Below are 17,373 nucleotides of genomic sequence, written 5' to 3'. Positions count from 1 at the left end.
CCCAAAGATCGCATGAGCACTCAACGAAAATCCCCCGCGCGCGCCACGCCCGGCAAGACCTCCACCAGCAAGAAGGCCGTCGCGACCAAGACCGCAAAGACCGCGCCGCGCAGCCCTCGCGACAAGAGCGACGGCGTGACGCTGGAGCCCATCCTGGCTGCAATCCGCAAACGCTTGCCCAAGGCGCAACATGCCGAGGGCGAGGCCTTCGCCAAGGCCTTCTACCAGCGAATGGGTGATGACGAGCTGCCCAAACATACTGCTGAGGGCTGGGCGGCACTGGCTGCCGACATGCTCGATTTCGTGCGCAAGCGCAAGCCTGGCGTGGCGTTGGTGCGCCTGTTCAACCCGACCCGGGCCAGTCATGGTTGGGAATCGCCGCACACGGTGCTGCAGATCGCCAATGACGATATGCCGTTCCTGGTCGATTCGGTGACCATGTCATTGGCCGAGCAGAACATCGGCTTGCATGTGCTTGGCCATCCGGTCATCCAGGTCTCCCGTGACAAAACCGGCAAGCTGGTGAAAGTGGGCGAGGGCGAGCCGGAATCAATGATGCACCTGGAGCTCGACCGCCTGCCACCCGAGGCGATGCCGGAGATCGAGAAGGCGGTGCAAGGGGTGCTTGCCGATGTGCGGGCAATCGTCAGCGACTGGGCCGAAATGCACGGCAAGATGGTGTCGGTCGCCGACGACCTGACGGAACGAAAGCTTCCGGTCAGCGAGGCCGGTCGCGAAGAAGGCCAGCAGTTCCTGCGCTGGGCCGCCGACGACCACTTCATTTTCCTGGGTTACCGCGAGTACGACGTGGTCGACCAGGGCGGCGAGGACCTGCTGCGCGCCGTCAAGGGCAGCGGGCTGGGCCTGCTGCGCGGCAAGGACACGGGCAAGCCACGTGCATTGGCCACCCTGGCCGCGCATTACATGCCCCATTCCGGATCGGTCGATGCCCTGATCCTGACCAAGACCAATGCGCGCGCCACCGTGCACCGTCCCGGGTACATGGACTATATCGGCGTGCTGAGCTTCGACGACAACGGCAAGCCGACGCGCGAAGAGCGCTTCCTGGGCTTGTATACCTCCAGCGCGTACACCCGTCGGCCGTGGGACATCCCGCTGGTGCGCGAGCGCCACGAATACGTGATGAAGCAGTCCGGCCTGGCCGAAGACAGCCACAGTGGCAAGGCGCTTCGCCACATCCTGGAAACCCTGCCGCGCGACGAGCTGTTCCAGTCCTCTGGAGAGGAGCTGCTGAAGACCGCCCAGGGCATCCTCGGCTTGCAGGAGCGCGTGCGCAGCAAGCTGTTCCTGCGTCGCGACCGTTACGGCCGGTTCTTCTCCGGACTGGTCTACATTCCGCGCGAGCGTTTCAACACCGATGTGCGCCTGCGCATCGAGGCGATGCTGAAACGCGTCCTGCACGGCGAGCGCGTCGACACTACGGTGCTGCTGGGCGAATCACCGCTGGCCCAGTTGCACTTGCTGGTACGACCGAAGACCGGCCAGTCCGGTCCGGGTGGAATGGTGAAGGTCGATAACGCGGCGATCGAGGTCGAGTTGGCGGAAATCGTGCGCAACTGGCGCGACGACCTGGCCGAGTTGCTGGTGCAGCGCCACGGCGAGGAACGCGGCCTGAGCATCGCCGAGACCTACGGACGAGCGTTGCCGGCAGGCTACATCGAGGACGTGTCGGTGGCGGTCGCGGCGGACGACGTGGAGCACCTGGCCGCGCTGGACGGTCCCGACGACCTGCGCCTGAGCCTGTATCGTCGCAGCCCGGGAGCTGGCGGGTTGCGCTTCAAGTTCTACCGTCAACGCGAGGACATCTCCCTTTCCGATGCCCTGCCGCTGATGGAAAACATGGGCCTGCGGGTGATCTCCGAGCACCCCTACCGGATGTATGCCGGCAGCAACCTGATGTATATCCAGGATTTCGAGGTCGAGACCAGCAACCCCAATACCGATATCGAGGGCGTCGGTGAGAACTTCGAGGATGCATTCGGGCGGATCTGGCGCGGTGATGCCGAGAACGACGGCTTCAACCGCCTGATCCTGGCCGCTGGCCTGACCTGGCGCCAGGTGTCGGTATTGCGTGCCTACAGCAAGTACATCCAGCAAGTGGGCGTGCCGTTCTCACACAGTTACGTGGAAGAGACCTTTGCCCGCTATCCGGCCCTGGCGCGCTTGCTGGTGGAGTTGTTCGAAGCCCGCTTCGATCCTTCCACCGGCCGCGAGTCCAAGGCCGAAGTCAAGGCCGGGATTGAGCGGTTCAAGGACCAGCTCGGACGCCTGTGCGGGGATGACCAGGCCTTGCGCGCCGCGTTGGAGCCGGTTGTCAGCGCACGAAGCGGCAGCCGGGACGTCCAGTTGGACGCCACCAGGACGGCCCTCAAACTGCTGCTGGACCAGGTTTCCAGCCTTGATGAGGACCGCATCCTGCGCAGCTTCATGGGCGTGATCGAAGCAACCCTGCGCACCAGCTATTACCAGGATGGTATTGGCGGCGCCGATTGTGGCTACGTCGCCTACAAGTTCGATTCCGCACTGGTCCCCGACCTGCCCAAGCCGGTTCCGTATCGCGAGATCTTCGTCTACGGTCCGCGCGTGGAAGGCATCCACCTGCGCTTTGGTCCCGTGGCCCGCGGTGGCTTGCGCTGGTCGGACCGTCGCGAAGATTTCCGTACCGAGGTACTGGGCCTGGTCAAGGCGCAGATGGTCAAGAACACCATCATCGTGCCGGTCGGTGCCAAGGGCGGTTTCATCGTCAAGCGGCCGCCGGCCGATCGCGCCGAGCTGCAAGCCGAAGGCGTGGCCTGCTACAAGATGTTCATCAACGGTTTGCTCGACATCACCGACAACCTGGTGGACGGCAAGGTCGTGCATCCCGATGACGTGGTGCGTCACGATGATGACGACCCGTACATGGTGGTCGCCGCCGACAAGGGCACCGCGCGTTTTTCCGATACCGCCAACGCCATCTCCGCCGACCATCACTACTGGATGGGCGATGCATTCGCGTCCGGCGGTTCGGTGGGTTATGACCACAAGGGCATGGGCATCACTGCCCGCGGCGCGTGGGAGTCGGTCAAGCGCCACTTCCGCTCGCTCGGGGTCAACACCCAGAAAGAAGACTTCGTCGCGGTGGGTATCGGCGACATGTCAGGTGACGTATTCGGCAACGGCATGCTGCTGTCCAAACACATTCGCCTGGCGGCCGCGTTCGACCATCGCCACATCTTCCTTGATCCGGATCCGGTGGCTGCGACGTCGTTCAAGGAGCGCCAGCGTTTGTTCAAGCTGCCCGGCTCCAGTTGGGATGACTACAGCCGGGACCTGATCAGCAAGGGAGGCGGCGTGTTCCCGCGCAGCGCCAAGTCGATTCCGCTGACCGCGCCGGTCAAGGCCGTGCTTGGCATCGACCCGGACGTCGATGCAATGAGCCCCAACCAGTTGATGAGCGCCATATTGAAGGCGCCGGTCGACCTGCTGTGGAATGGCGGCATCGGCACTTACATCAAGGCCAGCAGCGAGTCGCATGCCGATGTTGGCGACCGCGGCAATAATGGTTTGCGTATCGACGGTCGTGATGTGCGTTGCAAGGTGATCGGCGAGGGCGGCAACCTGGGCATGACCCAGCTGGGGCGGATCGAAGCGGCCCATGCCGGCACCCTGCTCAATGCCGACTTCATCGACAACTCGGCCGGAGTGGGGACCTCGGATCGCGAAGTCAATATCAAGATCCTGCTCAACGAGCTGGTCAAGTCGAAGAAGCTGACCCTGCCGGCGCGCAACAAGTTGCTGGCCTCGATGACCGAGGAGCTGGCCGGGCTGGTGCTGGTGGACAACTACCGCCAGAACCAGGCGATCAGCCTGATGGAGCGCATGAGCGCGCCACGGCTGGGCTCCAAGCAGCACTTTATCCAGACTTTGGAGTCGCAAGGCCTGCTGGATCGGCAGATCGAGTACCTGCCTTCGGATGCGGAACTGGCCGAACGTAAGGCACGCGGACAGGGCCTGACCCGGCCCGAGCTGGCCGTACTGTTGTCATACAGCAAGCTGGTGTTGTTCCAGCAATTGGTCGACTCCAGCGTGCCGGAAGACAAGTACCTGTCCAAGGAGCTGGTGCGCTACTTCCCGGTGCCACTGCAGGACAAGTACGCCAAGGCGATGCAGGACCACCGCCTGAAGCGCGAGATCATCGCCACTGCGGTGACCAACTCGATCGTCAACCGCATGGGCGCCACGTTCACCTTGCGCATGCAGGAAGACACCGGTCGTTCCGCCGGCGAAGTGGCCGAGGCTTACACCATTGCCCGCGAGGCGGTGGATGCGCGGGCGTTGTGGGCAAAGATCGACGCGATGGACGGCAAGGTCATGGAATCGGTCCAGATCGATGCCTTGCAGACGATCTGGCAATTGTTGCGTTCGGTGTCGCGCTGGCTGCTGTCCCGTCCCGGCCCGATGCCCGAGATCACCACGGCGATGGCACGTTTTGGCGACGGCTTGAAGGCGGTGCATGCGGCATTGCCCGATACCATGTCCCCGGTTCGCCAAGAGGCGTTCAACACCCACCTGGCCGAGTGGAAGGCCAAGGGCGTGCCGAACGCGTTGGCGGCACAACTGGCGGCGCTGCCGGCACTCGAGTTTGGTTGCGACATCATCGAGATCGCCAACGCACGCAAGTTGTCCCCGGTGGAGGCGTCGCAGGCGTACTTCGACCTGGGTGCGGCATTGAACCTGCCCTGGTTGCACGAGCAGATCGATGCGTTGCCGGTGGACGGTCGTTGGCAGGCGCTGGCGCGGGGGGCTTTGCGTGACGAGCTTGCGACCCAGCAACGCGTCCTGGCCAGCCAGATTCTTGCCAGTGGCGGCAAGAAGCCGGCCGCATCGAAAGTGGCTGCCTGGCTGCAACGCGACGACGCCAGTCTGCGCTTTGCCCAGTCGATGCTGGATGAGTTGACTACCCAGAAGACCCTGGATTACCCGACCGTCTCGGTCGCGGTACGTCGGCTGGCGCAGGTAGCCGCAGCCGGCGCGTAAGCGGTTCGTTTGATGATGCACACGCAGCGGCGGCCCCAGGGCCGCCGTTTTTTCTGGTCATGACACCACTCGCGCTATCCTGCAGGCGATCCTTCCGGAGCCGCCGATGACCGCGACATCCCGCATTGCGTTTCTTGCCAGTCCTACCGCCGAGGCGCAAGCGGTGTGCAAACGGCTGGCCGCGATTCACGGCGACCATCCGCCCGAGCAGGCCGACACGCTGGTGGCCCTGGGCGGTGACGGCTTCATGCTGCAGACGCTGCATCGCCACGGCGGACTGGACAAGCCCGTGTACGGGATGAAACTGGGTTCGGTCGGCTTCCTCATGAACCATTGCCAGATGGAGCGGCTGATCGAGCGTATCCATGCCGCCGAGCCTGCCGTGCTGCGGCCGCTGGAGATGGTTGTGCACACCGAGTCCGGCGTATCGGTGGGCTCGCTGGCCTATAACGAGGTATCCCTGTTGCGGCAGACCCGGCAAGCCGCGCACCTGTCGATCGAGCTCAATGGCCAGATTCGCCTGGAGGAGCTGATCTGCGATGGCGTGCTGGTAGCAACCCCGGCGGGGAGCACCGCCTACAATTTTTCCGCGCTTGGGCCGATCCTTCCGCTGGGGGCGAACGTGATGGCGTTGACCCCGATTGCCGCGTTTCGGCCGCGGCGCTGGCGAGGCGCGGTGCTCAAGGCCGATACCGAGGTTCGCTTCCGGGTGCTGGACCCGTACAAGCGGCCGGTCAGCGCGACCGCGGATTCGCACGAGGTCCGCGACGTGGTGGAGGTGACCATCCGCGAATCGCACGACCGCACGGTCACGCTGCTGTTCGACCCCGAACACAACCTTGAGGAGCGGATGCTGGCCGAGCAGTTCATCAGTGGATGACGGTCTCATCGGTTGCGACGGGGATCGCGCACAATGGCGTCATGCCAGACCATGTAGACCCGTTGATCGTTGCCATCTCCTCGCGGACCCTGTTCGACCTGGAGGATAGCCACGCCCTGTTCGAAAGCCAGGGCCTGGATGCCTACGCCACGTATCAGCGCAGCCACGAAGACGATCTGCTGGAGCCCGGCGTCGCGTTCCCGCTGGTGCGCAAGCTGCTGGGGCTCAACGATGGTTCACCACCGGAGGCGCCGCGGGTCGAGGTGATCCTGATTTCGCGCAATTCGGCCGACACCGGACTGCGGATCTTCAACTCCATTGCGCACCACGGCTTGGCGATCCAGCGTGCGGCATTCAGCAATGGTGCGCCGCCGTTTCCCTATATCCGCCCATTCGGGGCGGACCTGTTCCTGTCCACCCACGCCGAGGATGTGCGCAATGCGCTGGCCGCAGGTGTGGCGGCGGCGACCTTGTTGCCGGCCAAGGCGTTGTTGCAGCGACAGGACCAACTGCGCATCGCGTTTGACGGTGATGCGGTGATCTTCGGCGACGAGGGCGAACGCGTTTCGCGGGAAGGAGGCCTGCTGGCGTTCGCCGAGCATGAGCGCAGCCATGCCGGGGAGCCATTGTCGGGTGGGCCATTCCGCGGTTTCCTGGATGCCCTGCAGCGCTTGCAGAAGGCCTTTCCGGCGGGAGAAGACGCGCCGATCCGGACCGCACTGGTAACGGCACGCTCGATACCGGCGCACGAACGGGTAATCCGCACCCTGCGCGATTGGGGTATCCGTCTTGACGAAGCCCTGTTCCTGGGTGGTCGCTCGAAAGGACCTTTCCTGGAAGCCTTCGGCGCCGACATTTTCTTCGACGATTCCGAGCACAACATCGAGTCTGCGCGTGGACTGGTGACCGCCGGTCACGTTCCGCATGGGGTTGCCAACCCGTACTGACGGCAGTTCGCCTGCGCGCGGACTGCGTCGTTCAGTAGTGCCGCATTTCCGCACCGTCCAGGGGCAGGCGGATATCGGTCAGCTTCCAGCGCAGTCCATCCCGGGTGAGGACAAACCGGATGGGCTCGCCGTCGTCCGAGCGGATGGTGGCAGTGAAGCGTGATGGCGACTGGAACCGGTAGCTGGGTTCGCGCAGCGGGTTCGCCGGTGGCTCCGGGGTGAAGGCATTGTCGCCGGTATCGCCGACGATCCGATGCCAGGTGCTGCGGCCCTCAAGCAACGCCGCCAGTCCCGCCGGGCTGACCATGGTGTCGACGGCCACCCCCGCCATGCCGCTGGCCATGCGTGTGGCGACCGCGCCCAGCAGGCTGGACTGCAGGTCCGGTCCGGCCCGACGCACCACGTAATCATCGATTTGCAGCTTGAGGTTGCCGCGCAGGACCGGGAAGTCGACATGTTTGTCGAGCTTTGCCATGTTTTTGGTCTCCACCGCGTCGCGGATGGCGCTATACGCCAGGTACGGGCCGGCGGCGACATAGCCCAGCAACACAATCGCGAGCAGACCCGCCAATACAAGCAGCTTTCTCATGACTCAGAACTCCAGGTCGACGGCGGCGCACAGGTAATCGGTGAAGCCGGCCAGGCCGGTGAGGTCGGTCTTGAGGGTTTCCAACAGGTCTGGGCCCGTGACCACGCTGTCCTCCAGTGCCCGCGAACCGATGAAATTCTTGCGCCGCAGGTCTTGGGCAAACTCGAACTCGGCGGGGAAACCGCGCGGCATCCGTATCAATATCTCGCTGTCGTCCAAGGTGAATCGCTTGCGGAAGCTTGTACCGTGCGCGGCGGTCTGCCAGCCGGCGGGATTGTCGAGGATAAAATTGCGCACGCGGCGCAAGGTGTCCGACTCGGGGTGCCACAGGCCACTGCCGACGAAGCAGCGGCCGGGCTGTATGTGGATGTGGAACGACGGCGCTTCGATCTGGCGGCTGCGTTCGTGGAACAACTTCACCCCTTGCCAGGTCTTGTAGGGCGACTTGTCATTGGCGAAGCGGGTGTCGCGGTGGATGCGAAACAGCGAGCCGCCGACTTTCCGGCTTTCGGCGCGGTAATGCGGACTGATCTCGGCCAGCACGGGTTGCAGATCGTCCAGCAGGCGCTGGAACGGCTCGCGTACATGCTTCTCGTAACGGGCCTTGTTGGCATGGAACCAGTCGCGTGAGTTGTTGCGTGCCAGACCACGGAAAAACGTGAAGGTGGCGGGACTGAAATAGGCGTTCATGGGGGTGCGGTGGGCGGCGGCGTGCCGGCAGGCGACAAACTGCGTTCGATATCCTGACGCCACTGGTCGATCTGGCCCAGCAACGCCAGTCGAGCTGGATCAGCCGAGTGCTGATCGCGCAGGCTTGCCAGCTCGGCATCAAAACTGGCGAAGCTGTATTCCGACAATCCCGACCCCGATTGCAGGCGAGAGCGGCGATAGTCGTCCCAGCGGATGCGTTCTTCGGCATCGAGATGCTCGGGGAAGTTGCGGGCGCGGTAGCGGAACAGCAATTCCGGCAGACGTGGGTCGCGGAAGTCGAACCTGCGCGCGCCCAGCGCTTCCGGGGCCGTGTTGCGGATGTCGGAGAACAGCCGTTTGTCGGCGCCATCGACAAACCCGGCGTACAGGCTGGCATCGACGTCAGGGGTGTCGAACTCGCGTTCGCGCGAGAACACGGCGCGTACCTTCTCCACCAGGTCCGGGCCGGCGTCGCGCAAACGCCGGGCCCGCTGCTCGGCCAGTTCGCGGTCGATGCCCAGGCGCTCGAAGTCGGTCGGCCGCAGGTGATCCCAGGCCGACAGGGCCGGGCTGCGGTTGAGGTGGATCTCCTTCAGCGCGATGCGCTCCACCCCCTCGGGCAGGTCCGCCGCACGTACATACAGCCGTGCGGCAATCGTGTCCGCATCCAGCGTGAGCAATGGCTCGGGGTCCTGGGTCAGGTCGAATACCAGGACCCGGTTGTCGATATGCGGATGTCGCGCGAGCGGGATCACCGGTGCGGCGCACAGGCGGCTGGCGGGGAAGCGCTGGGATACATTCAACACCGGCGTCATCGCAACCACGTCGAGCAGGCTGGCGGCATGGCGCTTGTCGCGCAAACGCAGTGCGTAGTCCCACAGCCGGGGTTGGGCGGTCTTGAGTTTGCGGGCCAGGCCGATCAACGCGCGCACGTCTGACAGTGCCTCGTGGGCATCACCCTCACGGACATGGTTGGCTTCAGCCAGGTGCTCCAGTTTGAACGAGGTGGCGCCGTCCTCGCGCTTTGGCCAGACCAGGCCTTCGGGGCGAAGTGCGTGGGCGAAGCGGAACACGTCAAGTAGATCCCAGCGCGAATTTCCGCCGCGCCATTCGCGCTCGTAAGCGTCAAAAAAGTTCCGGAAAAAGCCGTGTCGAACGAACTCGTCATCGAAACGCAGCGAGTTGTAGCCGAGCGTGCAGGTTTCCGGGCGCGACATTTCGTCGGAGATCAGTGCCAGCGCATCACATTCGCGCATCCCTTCATGCAGCGCTTGCTGTGGGGTGATGCCGGTGATCAGGGTTGCGATGGGGGAGGGCAGCAGGTCGTCCGCGGGCTTGACGAAGATACTGATCGGCTCTTCGACCGGGTTGAGGTCGGCGTCGGTGCGGATCGCGGCGAACTGGGCGATACGGGTCCTGCGAGGATCGGCGCCGAAGGTTTCCAGGTCGTAGAACAGGAACGTCGCGGGCATCGAGTCAGTCTTCCGGCGGCAGTGGGGGCAGGCGTGCAACGACGGCGGCATCGACGACGTCCCAGTCCAGGCCTTCGAGGTTTTCGCGGCCGCGGGTCAGTTCGACCAGCAATTCGCGTTGCAGGTTGCCGCGTTCCAGGGCCAGTGCGTAAGGCATGTGGCGGAAGGTGACCATCGCGTAGCGGGGCACGAAGCGGGTGGGGTGGCGCTCGGCCAGCCGGTGTTCGAGCTGGCGCTGCAACAGGTAATCCTCATCGTCGACGCGGTCGCGCATCTCCAGATAGTTTTCCAGTGCCATGTGCTGGATCGCGCGGGCATTGGGCAGGCGTTCGGCCTGGAAGCCGGCGAAGGCCTCGGCACGGTCGTCGGTTCCAGTGAGGTGTTGCGCCAGGGACACGCAGTCCTCGAACGCGCAGTTCATGCCCTGGCCGTGGAACGGGACCATGGCGTGGGCGGCGTCACCGATCAGCACCGCTCGGCGGTCCAGATGCCACCGGTCGAGATACAGGGTGCCCAGAACCCCAGTCGGGTTGTTCTCGAAATCGTGTTCCAGCTTCGGAATCAGGGCCGAGGCATCCGGGAAATCACGCTCGAACAACGCCCGGGCATCGGTGCCGGTACGAATGGTGTCGAACCCGGGAACCTCGCTCACCGGGTCGGCCGGGTCGGCGGCAGCGCGGTTAGGCAGGAACAAGGTCACGGTAAACGTGGACTCGCTGTTGGGCAGCGCGATGCACATGTAACGCCCACGCGGCCAGATGTGCAGTGCGTGGGGTTCAATCTGGAAGCCCTGGTCCGGACCGGGCGGGATTTCCAGTTCCTTGTAGGAATGGTCGAGGAACTCGCTGCGCTCGCCCAGGTCGGTGGCAGCAGCCATCGCCTGTCGCAACGATGAGCCGGCTCCATCGGCACCCACCAGGGTCTGGAACGGGATCTCCCGGACGAGGTCACCACGATCGTCGCCAAACCGGGCAACGCGGTTGTCGAAGTCGACGCTGTCGAGCCGATGGTGGAAGTGGATACGGGCGCCGGCCTGCTCGGCGATATTCAGCAGGACCTCGTTGAGCTGGCCACGATGGACCGACCAGATCACCTCGCTGTCGTCGCGACCATAGCGCTGCAGGTCGACGTGACCATCGGCGAAATGGACCATGCGCCCGCGCATCATCACCGTCTGCGCCATTACCGCGTCGTCCGCATCGGCTTGTCGAAGCGCATGGCGTCCGCGCTCGGCCAAGGCGAGGTTGATCGACCGGCCACGCTCGTAGCCCAGTTCGCGCAGGTCGCCGCGCTTCTCGTAGACGTCGACTTGCCAGCCGCGCCGGGCGAGCAGGGTGGCGAGAAGGGCTCCGGCAAGGCCGGCGCCAACAATGCTCAGGTGTCTTGTGGAGTCGGGCTGGTCGAGGTCTGACATTGGGGAATGCTGCCTTTCGAAGCGGTCTGCCGTGATTGAGTCGCGGGGATGGCGAGTTGGATAATGCCGGCCCGGGGTATGGGAAATGCGCTGGTTTTTTTGGTCAGCGTGTTTGCTGCCAGGCGTGCACGCCCTGGGCAAACCGAAAGACGTCCTGATGGGTGTTGTAGAGCGGCGTCGGCGAGATACGGATGACATCCGGCTCGCGCCAGTCACCCAGCACGCCGTTGGCGGCCAGATGATCGAACAATGCGCGGCCCTGTTCGCGACCCCCGCGGACGCGGATCGACAACTGGCAGCCGCGCTGCGCGGGGTCGGTGGGGGTCAGTATCTGCAACACGTCGCCAAGGCCCTGGTTGATCAGCGACTCCAGGTAGCCGGTCAATCGCTGCGATTTTTCGCGCAATGCGCGCATGCCGACCCGGTCGAACAGATCCAGCGACGCGCGCAGCGGCGCCAGGGCCAGGATCGGTGGATTGCTCAACTGCCAGCCCTCCGCGCCGGCCGTGGGCACGAACCGCGGACCCATCTGGAAGCGTGTCGAGGCCTCATGGCCCCACCAACCGGCCATACGCGGAACGCTCGCGTGGGCGTGGCGCTCATGGACGAAGCAGCCGCCGACGGCCCCAGGGCCACTGTTGAGGTACTTGTAATGGCACCAGACTGCGAAATCGACCCCGCTGTCGTGCAACGCCAGCTCGACATTGCCGACCGCGTGAGCCAGGTCGACTCCACACATCGCGCCCGCGGCATGGCTGAGACGGGTGATTTCGCCGATGTCGAAAGCCTGGCCGGTGCGGTATTGCACGCCGGGCCACAGCACCAGCGCCAGGCGATGGCCGTGCTGGGTGATCGCACGTTCAATAGCCGCCATGGAGAACACGCCGCCGGGCTGGTCGGCCTCCAGTTCGATCAGCTCGGTTTCGGGAGCAAATCCGTGCAGTTCAATCTGCGAGGACACTGCATAGCGGTCCGATGGAAACGAGCCGGCCTCGATCAGGATTGCCGGTCGCTGCCGCGTTGGCCGGTAGAAGCTGGCCATCATCAGGTGCAGGTTGGCGGTCAGCGAGTTCATCGCGACCACTTCCTCGGGCTGGGCGCCAACGATGCGCGCCAAGGGCTCACGCATCAGCTGGTGGTAGCTCATCCATTGTGAATTGCCGCGAAAATGGCCTTCGACCGCTTCCATCGACCACTTGTCCAGCACGTCATCGACCTGGGCGCGCACGCCTCGCGGCTGCAGGCCAAGTGAGTTGCCCACGAAATAGGCCTGGTCACCGCCTTCGTGCTGCGGGATATGGAACTCGTCGCGCAGGCTGGGCAGCGGATCGGCGGCATCGAGCGCCCGGGCATGGTCCGGGGATTGGATATCGGTCACTTGGTCAGGGTCCTTGAAGAAGGAAGGCGGGCAGCGGCGGTCATGCAAAACGCGACTTGGGCAGTCCCAGCCATTCCAGCGCGGTGCCGTGGTACAGCCGGGCCTGCTGGACTTCATCCAGCCCCAGCGCATCGATGCCCGCGCCGGGTGTTTGCTCGCCCAGCGGGAACGGATAGTCGGTGCCCAGCATCACCCGGTCCGCGCCGCAGGCGTCGAGCAGATAGCGCAAGGCGGCATCGTCGGCGACCCAGGAATCGAAATACAGCCGGCGCAGGTATTCGCGGGGGTTGCGCGGGTTGTCGGTGGCGACAAGATCCGGGCGCATGTTGAAGCCGTGTTCGATGCGGCCGATGGTGTACGGGAAGCTGCCGCCGCCATGCGCCAGACAGATTTTCAGCTTCGGCAGTCGTTCCAGCACGCCGCCAAAGACCAGGCAACAGGCCGCGCGTGATTGCTCCGCCGGCATGCCGACCAGCCACGGCAGCCAGTACTTGGGCATGCTGTCGGTGCCCATCATGTCCCAGGGGTGCACCAGGATGGCCGCACCCAGCTCGCTGGCAGCCTGGAAAAATTCAAACAGCTCCGGCGCGTCCAGGTTCCAGTCGCCCACATGGCTGCCAATCTGCACGCCCTGCAGGCCAAGCTGGTCCATGCATCGCTCCAGCTCCTGGACCGCCAGCCGCGGTGATTGCATCGGTACCGTGCCGATGCCGGCGTAATGCCGCGGATAGTCGTGGCAGGTCAGGGCCATGTGGTCGTTGAGCGCCTGGTGCAGCTCCAGCGCGTGGTGCGGCCGCGCCCAGTAGCAGAACATCACCGGCACCGTGCTCAGTACCTGCACCTGCACATCGAACTTGGCGTAGTCCGCCACGCGCTCCTGCGGATCCCAGGTGTTGGACCAGATCTCGCGGAAAAACTTGCCATCCTTGTAGATACGGTGCCGTCCGTCTTCGGTGTGGTGGATCACCGGAAAACGCAGATCGCCGTACTTGCGCGCCAGGTCGGGCCAGTCGCGTGGCAGGTAGTGCGCATGGGTATCGATCTTGAGCATGGGTCCAGTCTATCCGCGCAGGTCAGGTGTCGGCCATGACGTACTTGTCGGGCGCCGGGTTGAGGTGGCCGCACTGCTTGCAGCTACGGTGCTCGCGGGAGGCATAGAAGCGCTCGAAGACCGGCGGGAAATCGGTCTCGATGTCCTCCAGGTGGAAGAATTCCTCATACAACTTGTGGTTGCAGCGCTCGCAGAACCACATCAGGCCGTCGTCCTCGTGGGCCAGGCGCTTGCGCTCGACCACCAGCCCGATCGAGCCGCTCATGCGTTGTGGCGAATGCGGTACCCGAGGCGGCAACAGGAAGATCTCACCAGCGCGGATCGGGATGTCGCGCACCGCGCAAACCCCGTCCGCGCCAGCCTCCTGGATCCGCAGGATCATCTCGCCCTCGATCTGGTAGAACCATTCCGGTCCCTCGTCGAAGTGATAGTCGCTGCGTACGTTGGGGCCACCGACCACCATCACGATAAAGTCGCCATCGTGGACCACCTTGTTGCCGACCGGCGGCTTGAGCAGTTGGCGATGCTCCTCGATCCAGGCGTGCAGGTTGAGTGGGTTGGGCAGCATGGCTTACTCCTTCAGGGCAGCAATACACTTCAGTTCGATGGCGATCGGCGTCGGCAAGGAGTTGATACCCACGGTGGTGCGGCATGGCGCGGTATCGATGTCGGGGAAGTACTCGGCCCAGACCGCGTTGTAGCGTGGGAAGTCGGCGGCCATGTCGGTCAGGTAGACGGTCACGTCGACCAGATCCTGCCAACGTGCGCCGCTGGACTCCAGTACCGCACGGACGTTGGCGAACACCGCACGGGTCTGGGCGTCGATGTCGTAACTGAGCAGGCGATCTTCGGCATCATGCACGTTGCCGACAATCGCATTGCTGACGGGATCGCGCGGCCCGATGCCCGACAGCAACAGCAGGTGGCCGACACGGCGGGCGTGCGGATACAGGCCAACCGGCCGCGGCGCGCCGGCTGCGCGTATTGCGTCGCTCATCTCATCGATCCTCCCGGTCGGCGCGGATGCGCGCCAACGCTTCGGTATAGATGGAGGACAGGCTCTTGGCTGCGGCTACGTCAACGCCGAGGTCGTGCACGCGGCCATCGCGCAGGGTATAGACCCAGCCGTGTACCGACACCGCCTGGCCGCGTGCCCACGCGTCGCGCACGATGGTGGTGTGGCAGACGTTGACCACCTGTTCCAGTACGTTCAACTCGCACAGGCGGTCGTGCTTGAGCTCGTCGTCGTCGAACGCGAGCAGGCTGGCCTCGTGCTTCTCGGCGACGTCGGCGACGTGTCGCACCCAGTTGTCGGACAGCCCCAGCCGCTGGTCGTGCAGGGCCGCGTGCACGCCCCCGCAACCGTAGTGCCCGACCACCAGGATGTGCTTGACCTTGAGAACGTCGACCGCGAACTGGATCACCGACAGGCAGTTGAGGTCGGTGGTGACGACGACATTGGCGATATTGCGGTGGACGAACACCTCGCCCGGTGAGACGTCGATGATCTGGTTGGCCGGCACCCGCGAATCCGAGCAGCCGATCCAGAGGAATTCCGGCGCCTGCTGGCGCGACAGGCGCTCGAAGAACCCGGGGTCCTCGGCACTGACGCGGTCGGCCCATTCGCGGTTTTTGTGGAGCAGGTCTTTCAGAGAGTTCATGCAGGGTTATCCGATGTGGAGGCCGACGTTTTTGGCGTCGGTGAAAAATTGCATGGCCTCAAAGCCGCCTTCGCGGCCGAGCCCGGAGTTGCCGATGCCGCCGAACGGCGTGCGCAGATCGCGTTGCAGCCAGGTGTTGATCCAGACCATGCCGACCTGCAGCCGGGCGGCCAGGCGATGGGCGCGGTTGAGGTCGCGGGTCCAGAGCGAGGCGGCCAATCCGTAGTCGCCCGCGTTGGCCAGGTCCAATGCCTGCTGGTCATCGTCGAACGTCTGCAGCGTGACGACGGGGCCGAAGATCTCCTCGCGGTTGCTTGTGCAATCGGGTGGCAGGCCTTCGATCACCGTCGGGCTGACGAACCAGCCGGGGCGGTCGAGCGCATGCCCGCCGCACAGGATCGAGCCACCTTCCTGGCGTGCGCATTCGATCGCAGCGACGACCTTGTCGAAATGGGCCTGGGAGACCAGCGGGCCAACCTGGGTGTCCCGGGCAGCCGGTTCGCCGATCCGCAACTGGCTTACACGCTCGACGAAGGCATCGCGAAACTCGTCGTGGATCCCGCGCTCGACCAGTATCCGCGAACCGCACAGGCAGATCTGGCCGGAGTTCTGGAACGCGGAGCGCACCAGCAGGTCCAGGTCCTCGCGCCAGGAGCTGTCGGCGAACACCAGCGTTGCGTTCTTGCCGCCCAACTCCAGTGAGGTCTTCTTCAACAGGGGTCCGGTCAAGCCGGCGAGCCGGCGCCCGACCGCGGTACTGCCGGTGAACGATACGGCCTTGACCCGGGGGTCGATCACCAATGGCTCGCCAACTGCAGTGCCGTGTCCGTGGATGATGTTGAGCACACCCGCAGGAAAGCCGATCTCCGCCGCCAGCTCGCCCAGCATGCTGGCCGTGACAGGCGTGATCTCCGAGGGCTTGGCGACCACGGTGTTGCCCGCGGCCAGCGCCGGTGCAATCTTCCAGGTCAGCAGGTACAGCGGCAGGTTCCACGGTGAAATGGTCGCCACCACGCCCAGTGGCGGGCGCAGGGTGTAGTTCAATCCGGCCTGGCCATGGTGGGACTGGCTGGCGAACTGGGTCGCGGTATGCGCAAAGAAGCGCAGGTTGCTGATGGCCCGTGGGATTTCCACCTCGCGTGCCAGCGAGATGGGTTTGCCGGCATCGCGTGACTCGGCCAGCGCAAAATCCCCGGCGCGCGCTTCCAGCGCGTTGGCGAGCTTTTCCAGCCAGCGTGATCGTTCGGAATTGGGCAGGCTCGCCCAACCGGGGAACGCGGTTTGTGCGGCGCTGACGGCGGTGTCTACCACCGCGCTGTCGCCGCCGGCAACCGTAGCGAAAACCTGTCCCGTTGCCGGATCAAACACATCGATGTCGCCATCGCCAGCAGGGCCGGATGGTTTGCCGTCGATCCAGTGGGTCAGGTGCATCGGGCTAGCTTACCGCCAGCGACAGCCGGGTTACAGGGACCGCGTGCGGCCGCCGTCCACGGGCAGGTTGATGCCGGTGATGTAGCTGGCCGCCGGAGAGCACAGGAACGCAATTGCCGCAGCCGTTTCCTCCGGCCTGGCAAAGCGCCCGATCGGGATGGCAGCGACCATGTCGGCGACGACTTCCTCGCGGTTGCGGCCGCTACGGGTCGCGGTGGCGTCGATGATCTGCTCGATACGCGGCGTCTGGGTCGAGCCGGGCAACACGTTGTTCACGGTAATGCCGGACGGAGCCAGCTCACCGGCCAGGGTCTTGGCCCAGCTGGCGACGGCCCAGCGGGTGGTGTTGGATACACCCAGGCCCTTGATCGGTTCCTTTACCGAGGTCGAGATCACGTTGACGATGCGGCCGAACCCGTCGCGTTGCATGCCCGGGATCACCGCCTCGGCGAGCACATGGTTGCCGAGCAGGTGTTGGCGCAGTGCCGACTCGAACGCGGCGACGTCGGCGCCATGCACGGCTCCGGGCGGCGGCCCGCCGCTGTTGTTGACCAGGATATGCACCGGCTTGGCGGCAACCAGTGATTCGACCTGGGCGCGCAGTTGCCGGGTCTCGGCGGCGTCGACCGCGATCCAGCCATGCTGCTGGCTGCTGCGAGGCATGGGTAGTTGTGCGGTCAAGTCGCGTAACAATGGCTCGCGGCGCGCCAGCAACGTGACATCGGCGCCCAGCTCCGCCAACGCCTTGGCGGTGGCCCATCCGATGCCCTGGCTGGCACCGCACACCAACGCGTGCTTCCCGCCGAGATCCATGTCCATG

At 64.8% G+C, this 17,373-nt stretch carries 14 protein-coding genes; 3 read left to right on the top strand and 11 right to left on the bottom strand.

Annotated elements, in window-relative coordinates:
- The first annotated feature begins 12 nt into the window (after window positions 1-12).
- From ACW7G1_RS09675 to ACW7G1_RS09665, 3 genes are all read left to right on the top strand, one after another.
- The gene (locus ACW7G1_RS09675; RefSeq protein WP_456979521.1) at window positions 13-5,040 is read left to right on the top strand and encodes an NAD-glutamate dehydrogenase; all 5,028 of its coding nucleotides are present in this window, start codon (window positions 13-15) and stop codon (window positions 5,038-5,040) included.
- 106 nt (window positions 5,041-5,146) lie between these two features.
- Window positions 5,147-5,920, top strand: a complete 774-nt coding sequence (locus ACW7G1_RS09670; protein WP_456979520.1) for an NAD kinase — start codon at window positions 5,147-5,149, stop codon at window positions 5,918-5,920.
- Window positions 5,921-5,961: 41 nt separating this feature from the next.
- A complete protein-coding gene (locus ACW7G1_RS09665; RefSeq protein WP_456979519.1) occupies window positions 5,962-6,867 on the top strand; it encodes a 5'-nucleotidase in 906 nt (301 codons plus the stop codon).
- A gap of 31 nt (window positions 6,868-6,898) precedes the next feature.
- On the opposite strand, the gene ACW7G1_RS09660 is transcribed toward ACW7G1_RS09665, so the two are convergent.
- The 11 genes from ACW7G1_RS09660 to ACW7G1_RS09610 form a co-directional block, all read right to left on the bottom strand.
- Window positions 6,899-7,456: a DUF2939 domain-containing protein gene (locus ACW7G1_RS09660; RefSeq protein ID WP_456979518.1), complete on the bottom strand. Its 558-nt coding sequence runs from the start codon at window positions 7,454-7,456 to the stop codon at window positions 6,899-6,901.
- A gap of 3 nt (window positions 7,457-7,459) precedes the next feature.
- Window positions 7,460-8,146 (bottom strand): DUF2461 domain-containing protein, encoded by a 687-nt coding sequence (locus ACW7G1_RS09655; protein ID WP_456979517.1) that lies wholly within the window; start codon window positions 8,144-8,146, stop codon window positions 7,460-7,462.
- Window positions 8,143-9,618, bottom strand: coding sequence for an exodeoxyribonuclease I (sbcB, locus tag ACW7G1_RS09650; RefSeq protein ID WP_456979516.1), 1,476 nt, complete (start codon window positions 9,616-9,618; stop codon window positions 8,143-8,145). The genes ACW7G1_RS09655 and sbcB overlap by 4 nt, the downstream gene beginning before the upstream one ends.
- A 4-nt stretch (window positions 9,619-9,622) precedes the next feature.
- Entirely contained in the window at window positions 9,623-11,032 is a 1,410-nt protein-coding gene (locus tag ACW7G1_RS09645; RefSeq protein WP_456979515.1) for an FAD-dependent oxidoreductase, read from the bottom strand.
- Between the two features lie 103 nt (window positions 11,033-11,135).
- Window positions 11,136-12,410 (bottom strand): kynureninase, encoded by a 1,275-nt coding sequence (gene kynU / locus ACW7G1_RS09640; protein ID WP_456979514.1) that lies wholly within the window; start codon window positions 12,408-12,410, stop codon window positions 11,136-11,138.
- 40 nt (window positions 12,411-12,450) lie between these two features.
- On the bottom strand, window positions 12,451-13,461 hold the full coding sequence (locus tag ACW7G1_RS09635; protein WP_456979513.1) for an amidohydrolase family protein: 1,011 nt from the start codon (window positions 13,459-13,461) through the stop codon (window positions 12,451-12,453).
- A gap of 22 nt (window positions 13,462-13,483) precedes the next feature.
- Window positions 13,484-14,029 (bottom strand): 3-hydroxyanthranilate 3,4-dioxygenase, encoded by a 546-nt coding sequence (locus ACW7G1_RS09630; RefSeq protein WP_456979512.1) that lies wholly within the window; start codon window positions 14,027-14,029, stop codon window positions 13,484-13,486.
- Window positions 14,030-14,032: 3 nt separating this feature from the next.
- On the bottom strand, window positions 14,033-14,458 hold the full coding sequence (locus tag ACW7G1_RS09625) for a RidA family protein (protein WP_456979511.1): 426 nt from the start codon (window positions 14,456-14,458) through the stop codon (window positions 14,033-14,035).
- 1 nt (window position 14,459) lies between these two features.
- Window positions 14,460-15,122, bottom strand: coding sequence for a carbonate dehydratase (gene can, locus ACW7G1_RS09620; RefSeq protein WP_456979510.1), 663 nt, complete (start codon window positions 15,120-15,122; stop codon window positions 14,460-14,462).
- Between the two features lie 6 nt (window positions 15,123-15,128).
- The gene (locus ACW7G1_RS09615) at window positions 15,129-16,553 is read right to left on the bottom strand and encodes an aldehyde dehydrogenase (protein WP_456979509.1); all 1,425 of its coding nucleotides are present in this window, start codon (window positions 16,551-16,553) and stop codon (window positions 15,129-15,131) included.
- Between the two features lie 30 nt (window positions 16,554-16,583).
- Window positions 16,584-17,372, bottom strand: coding sequence for an SDR family oxidoreductase (locus ACW7G1_RS09610; RefSeq protein ID WP_456979508.1), 789 nt, complete (start codon window positions 17,370-17,372; stop codon window positions 16,584-16,586).
- Window position 17,373 lies beyond the last annotated feature (1 nt).

The organism is Lysobacter sp. A378 (assembly GCF_054052125.1).
The sequence above is the reverse complement of the archived record's forward strand: the minus strand, read 5'-3'. Positions and strand labels throughout refer to the sequence as shown.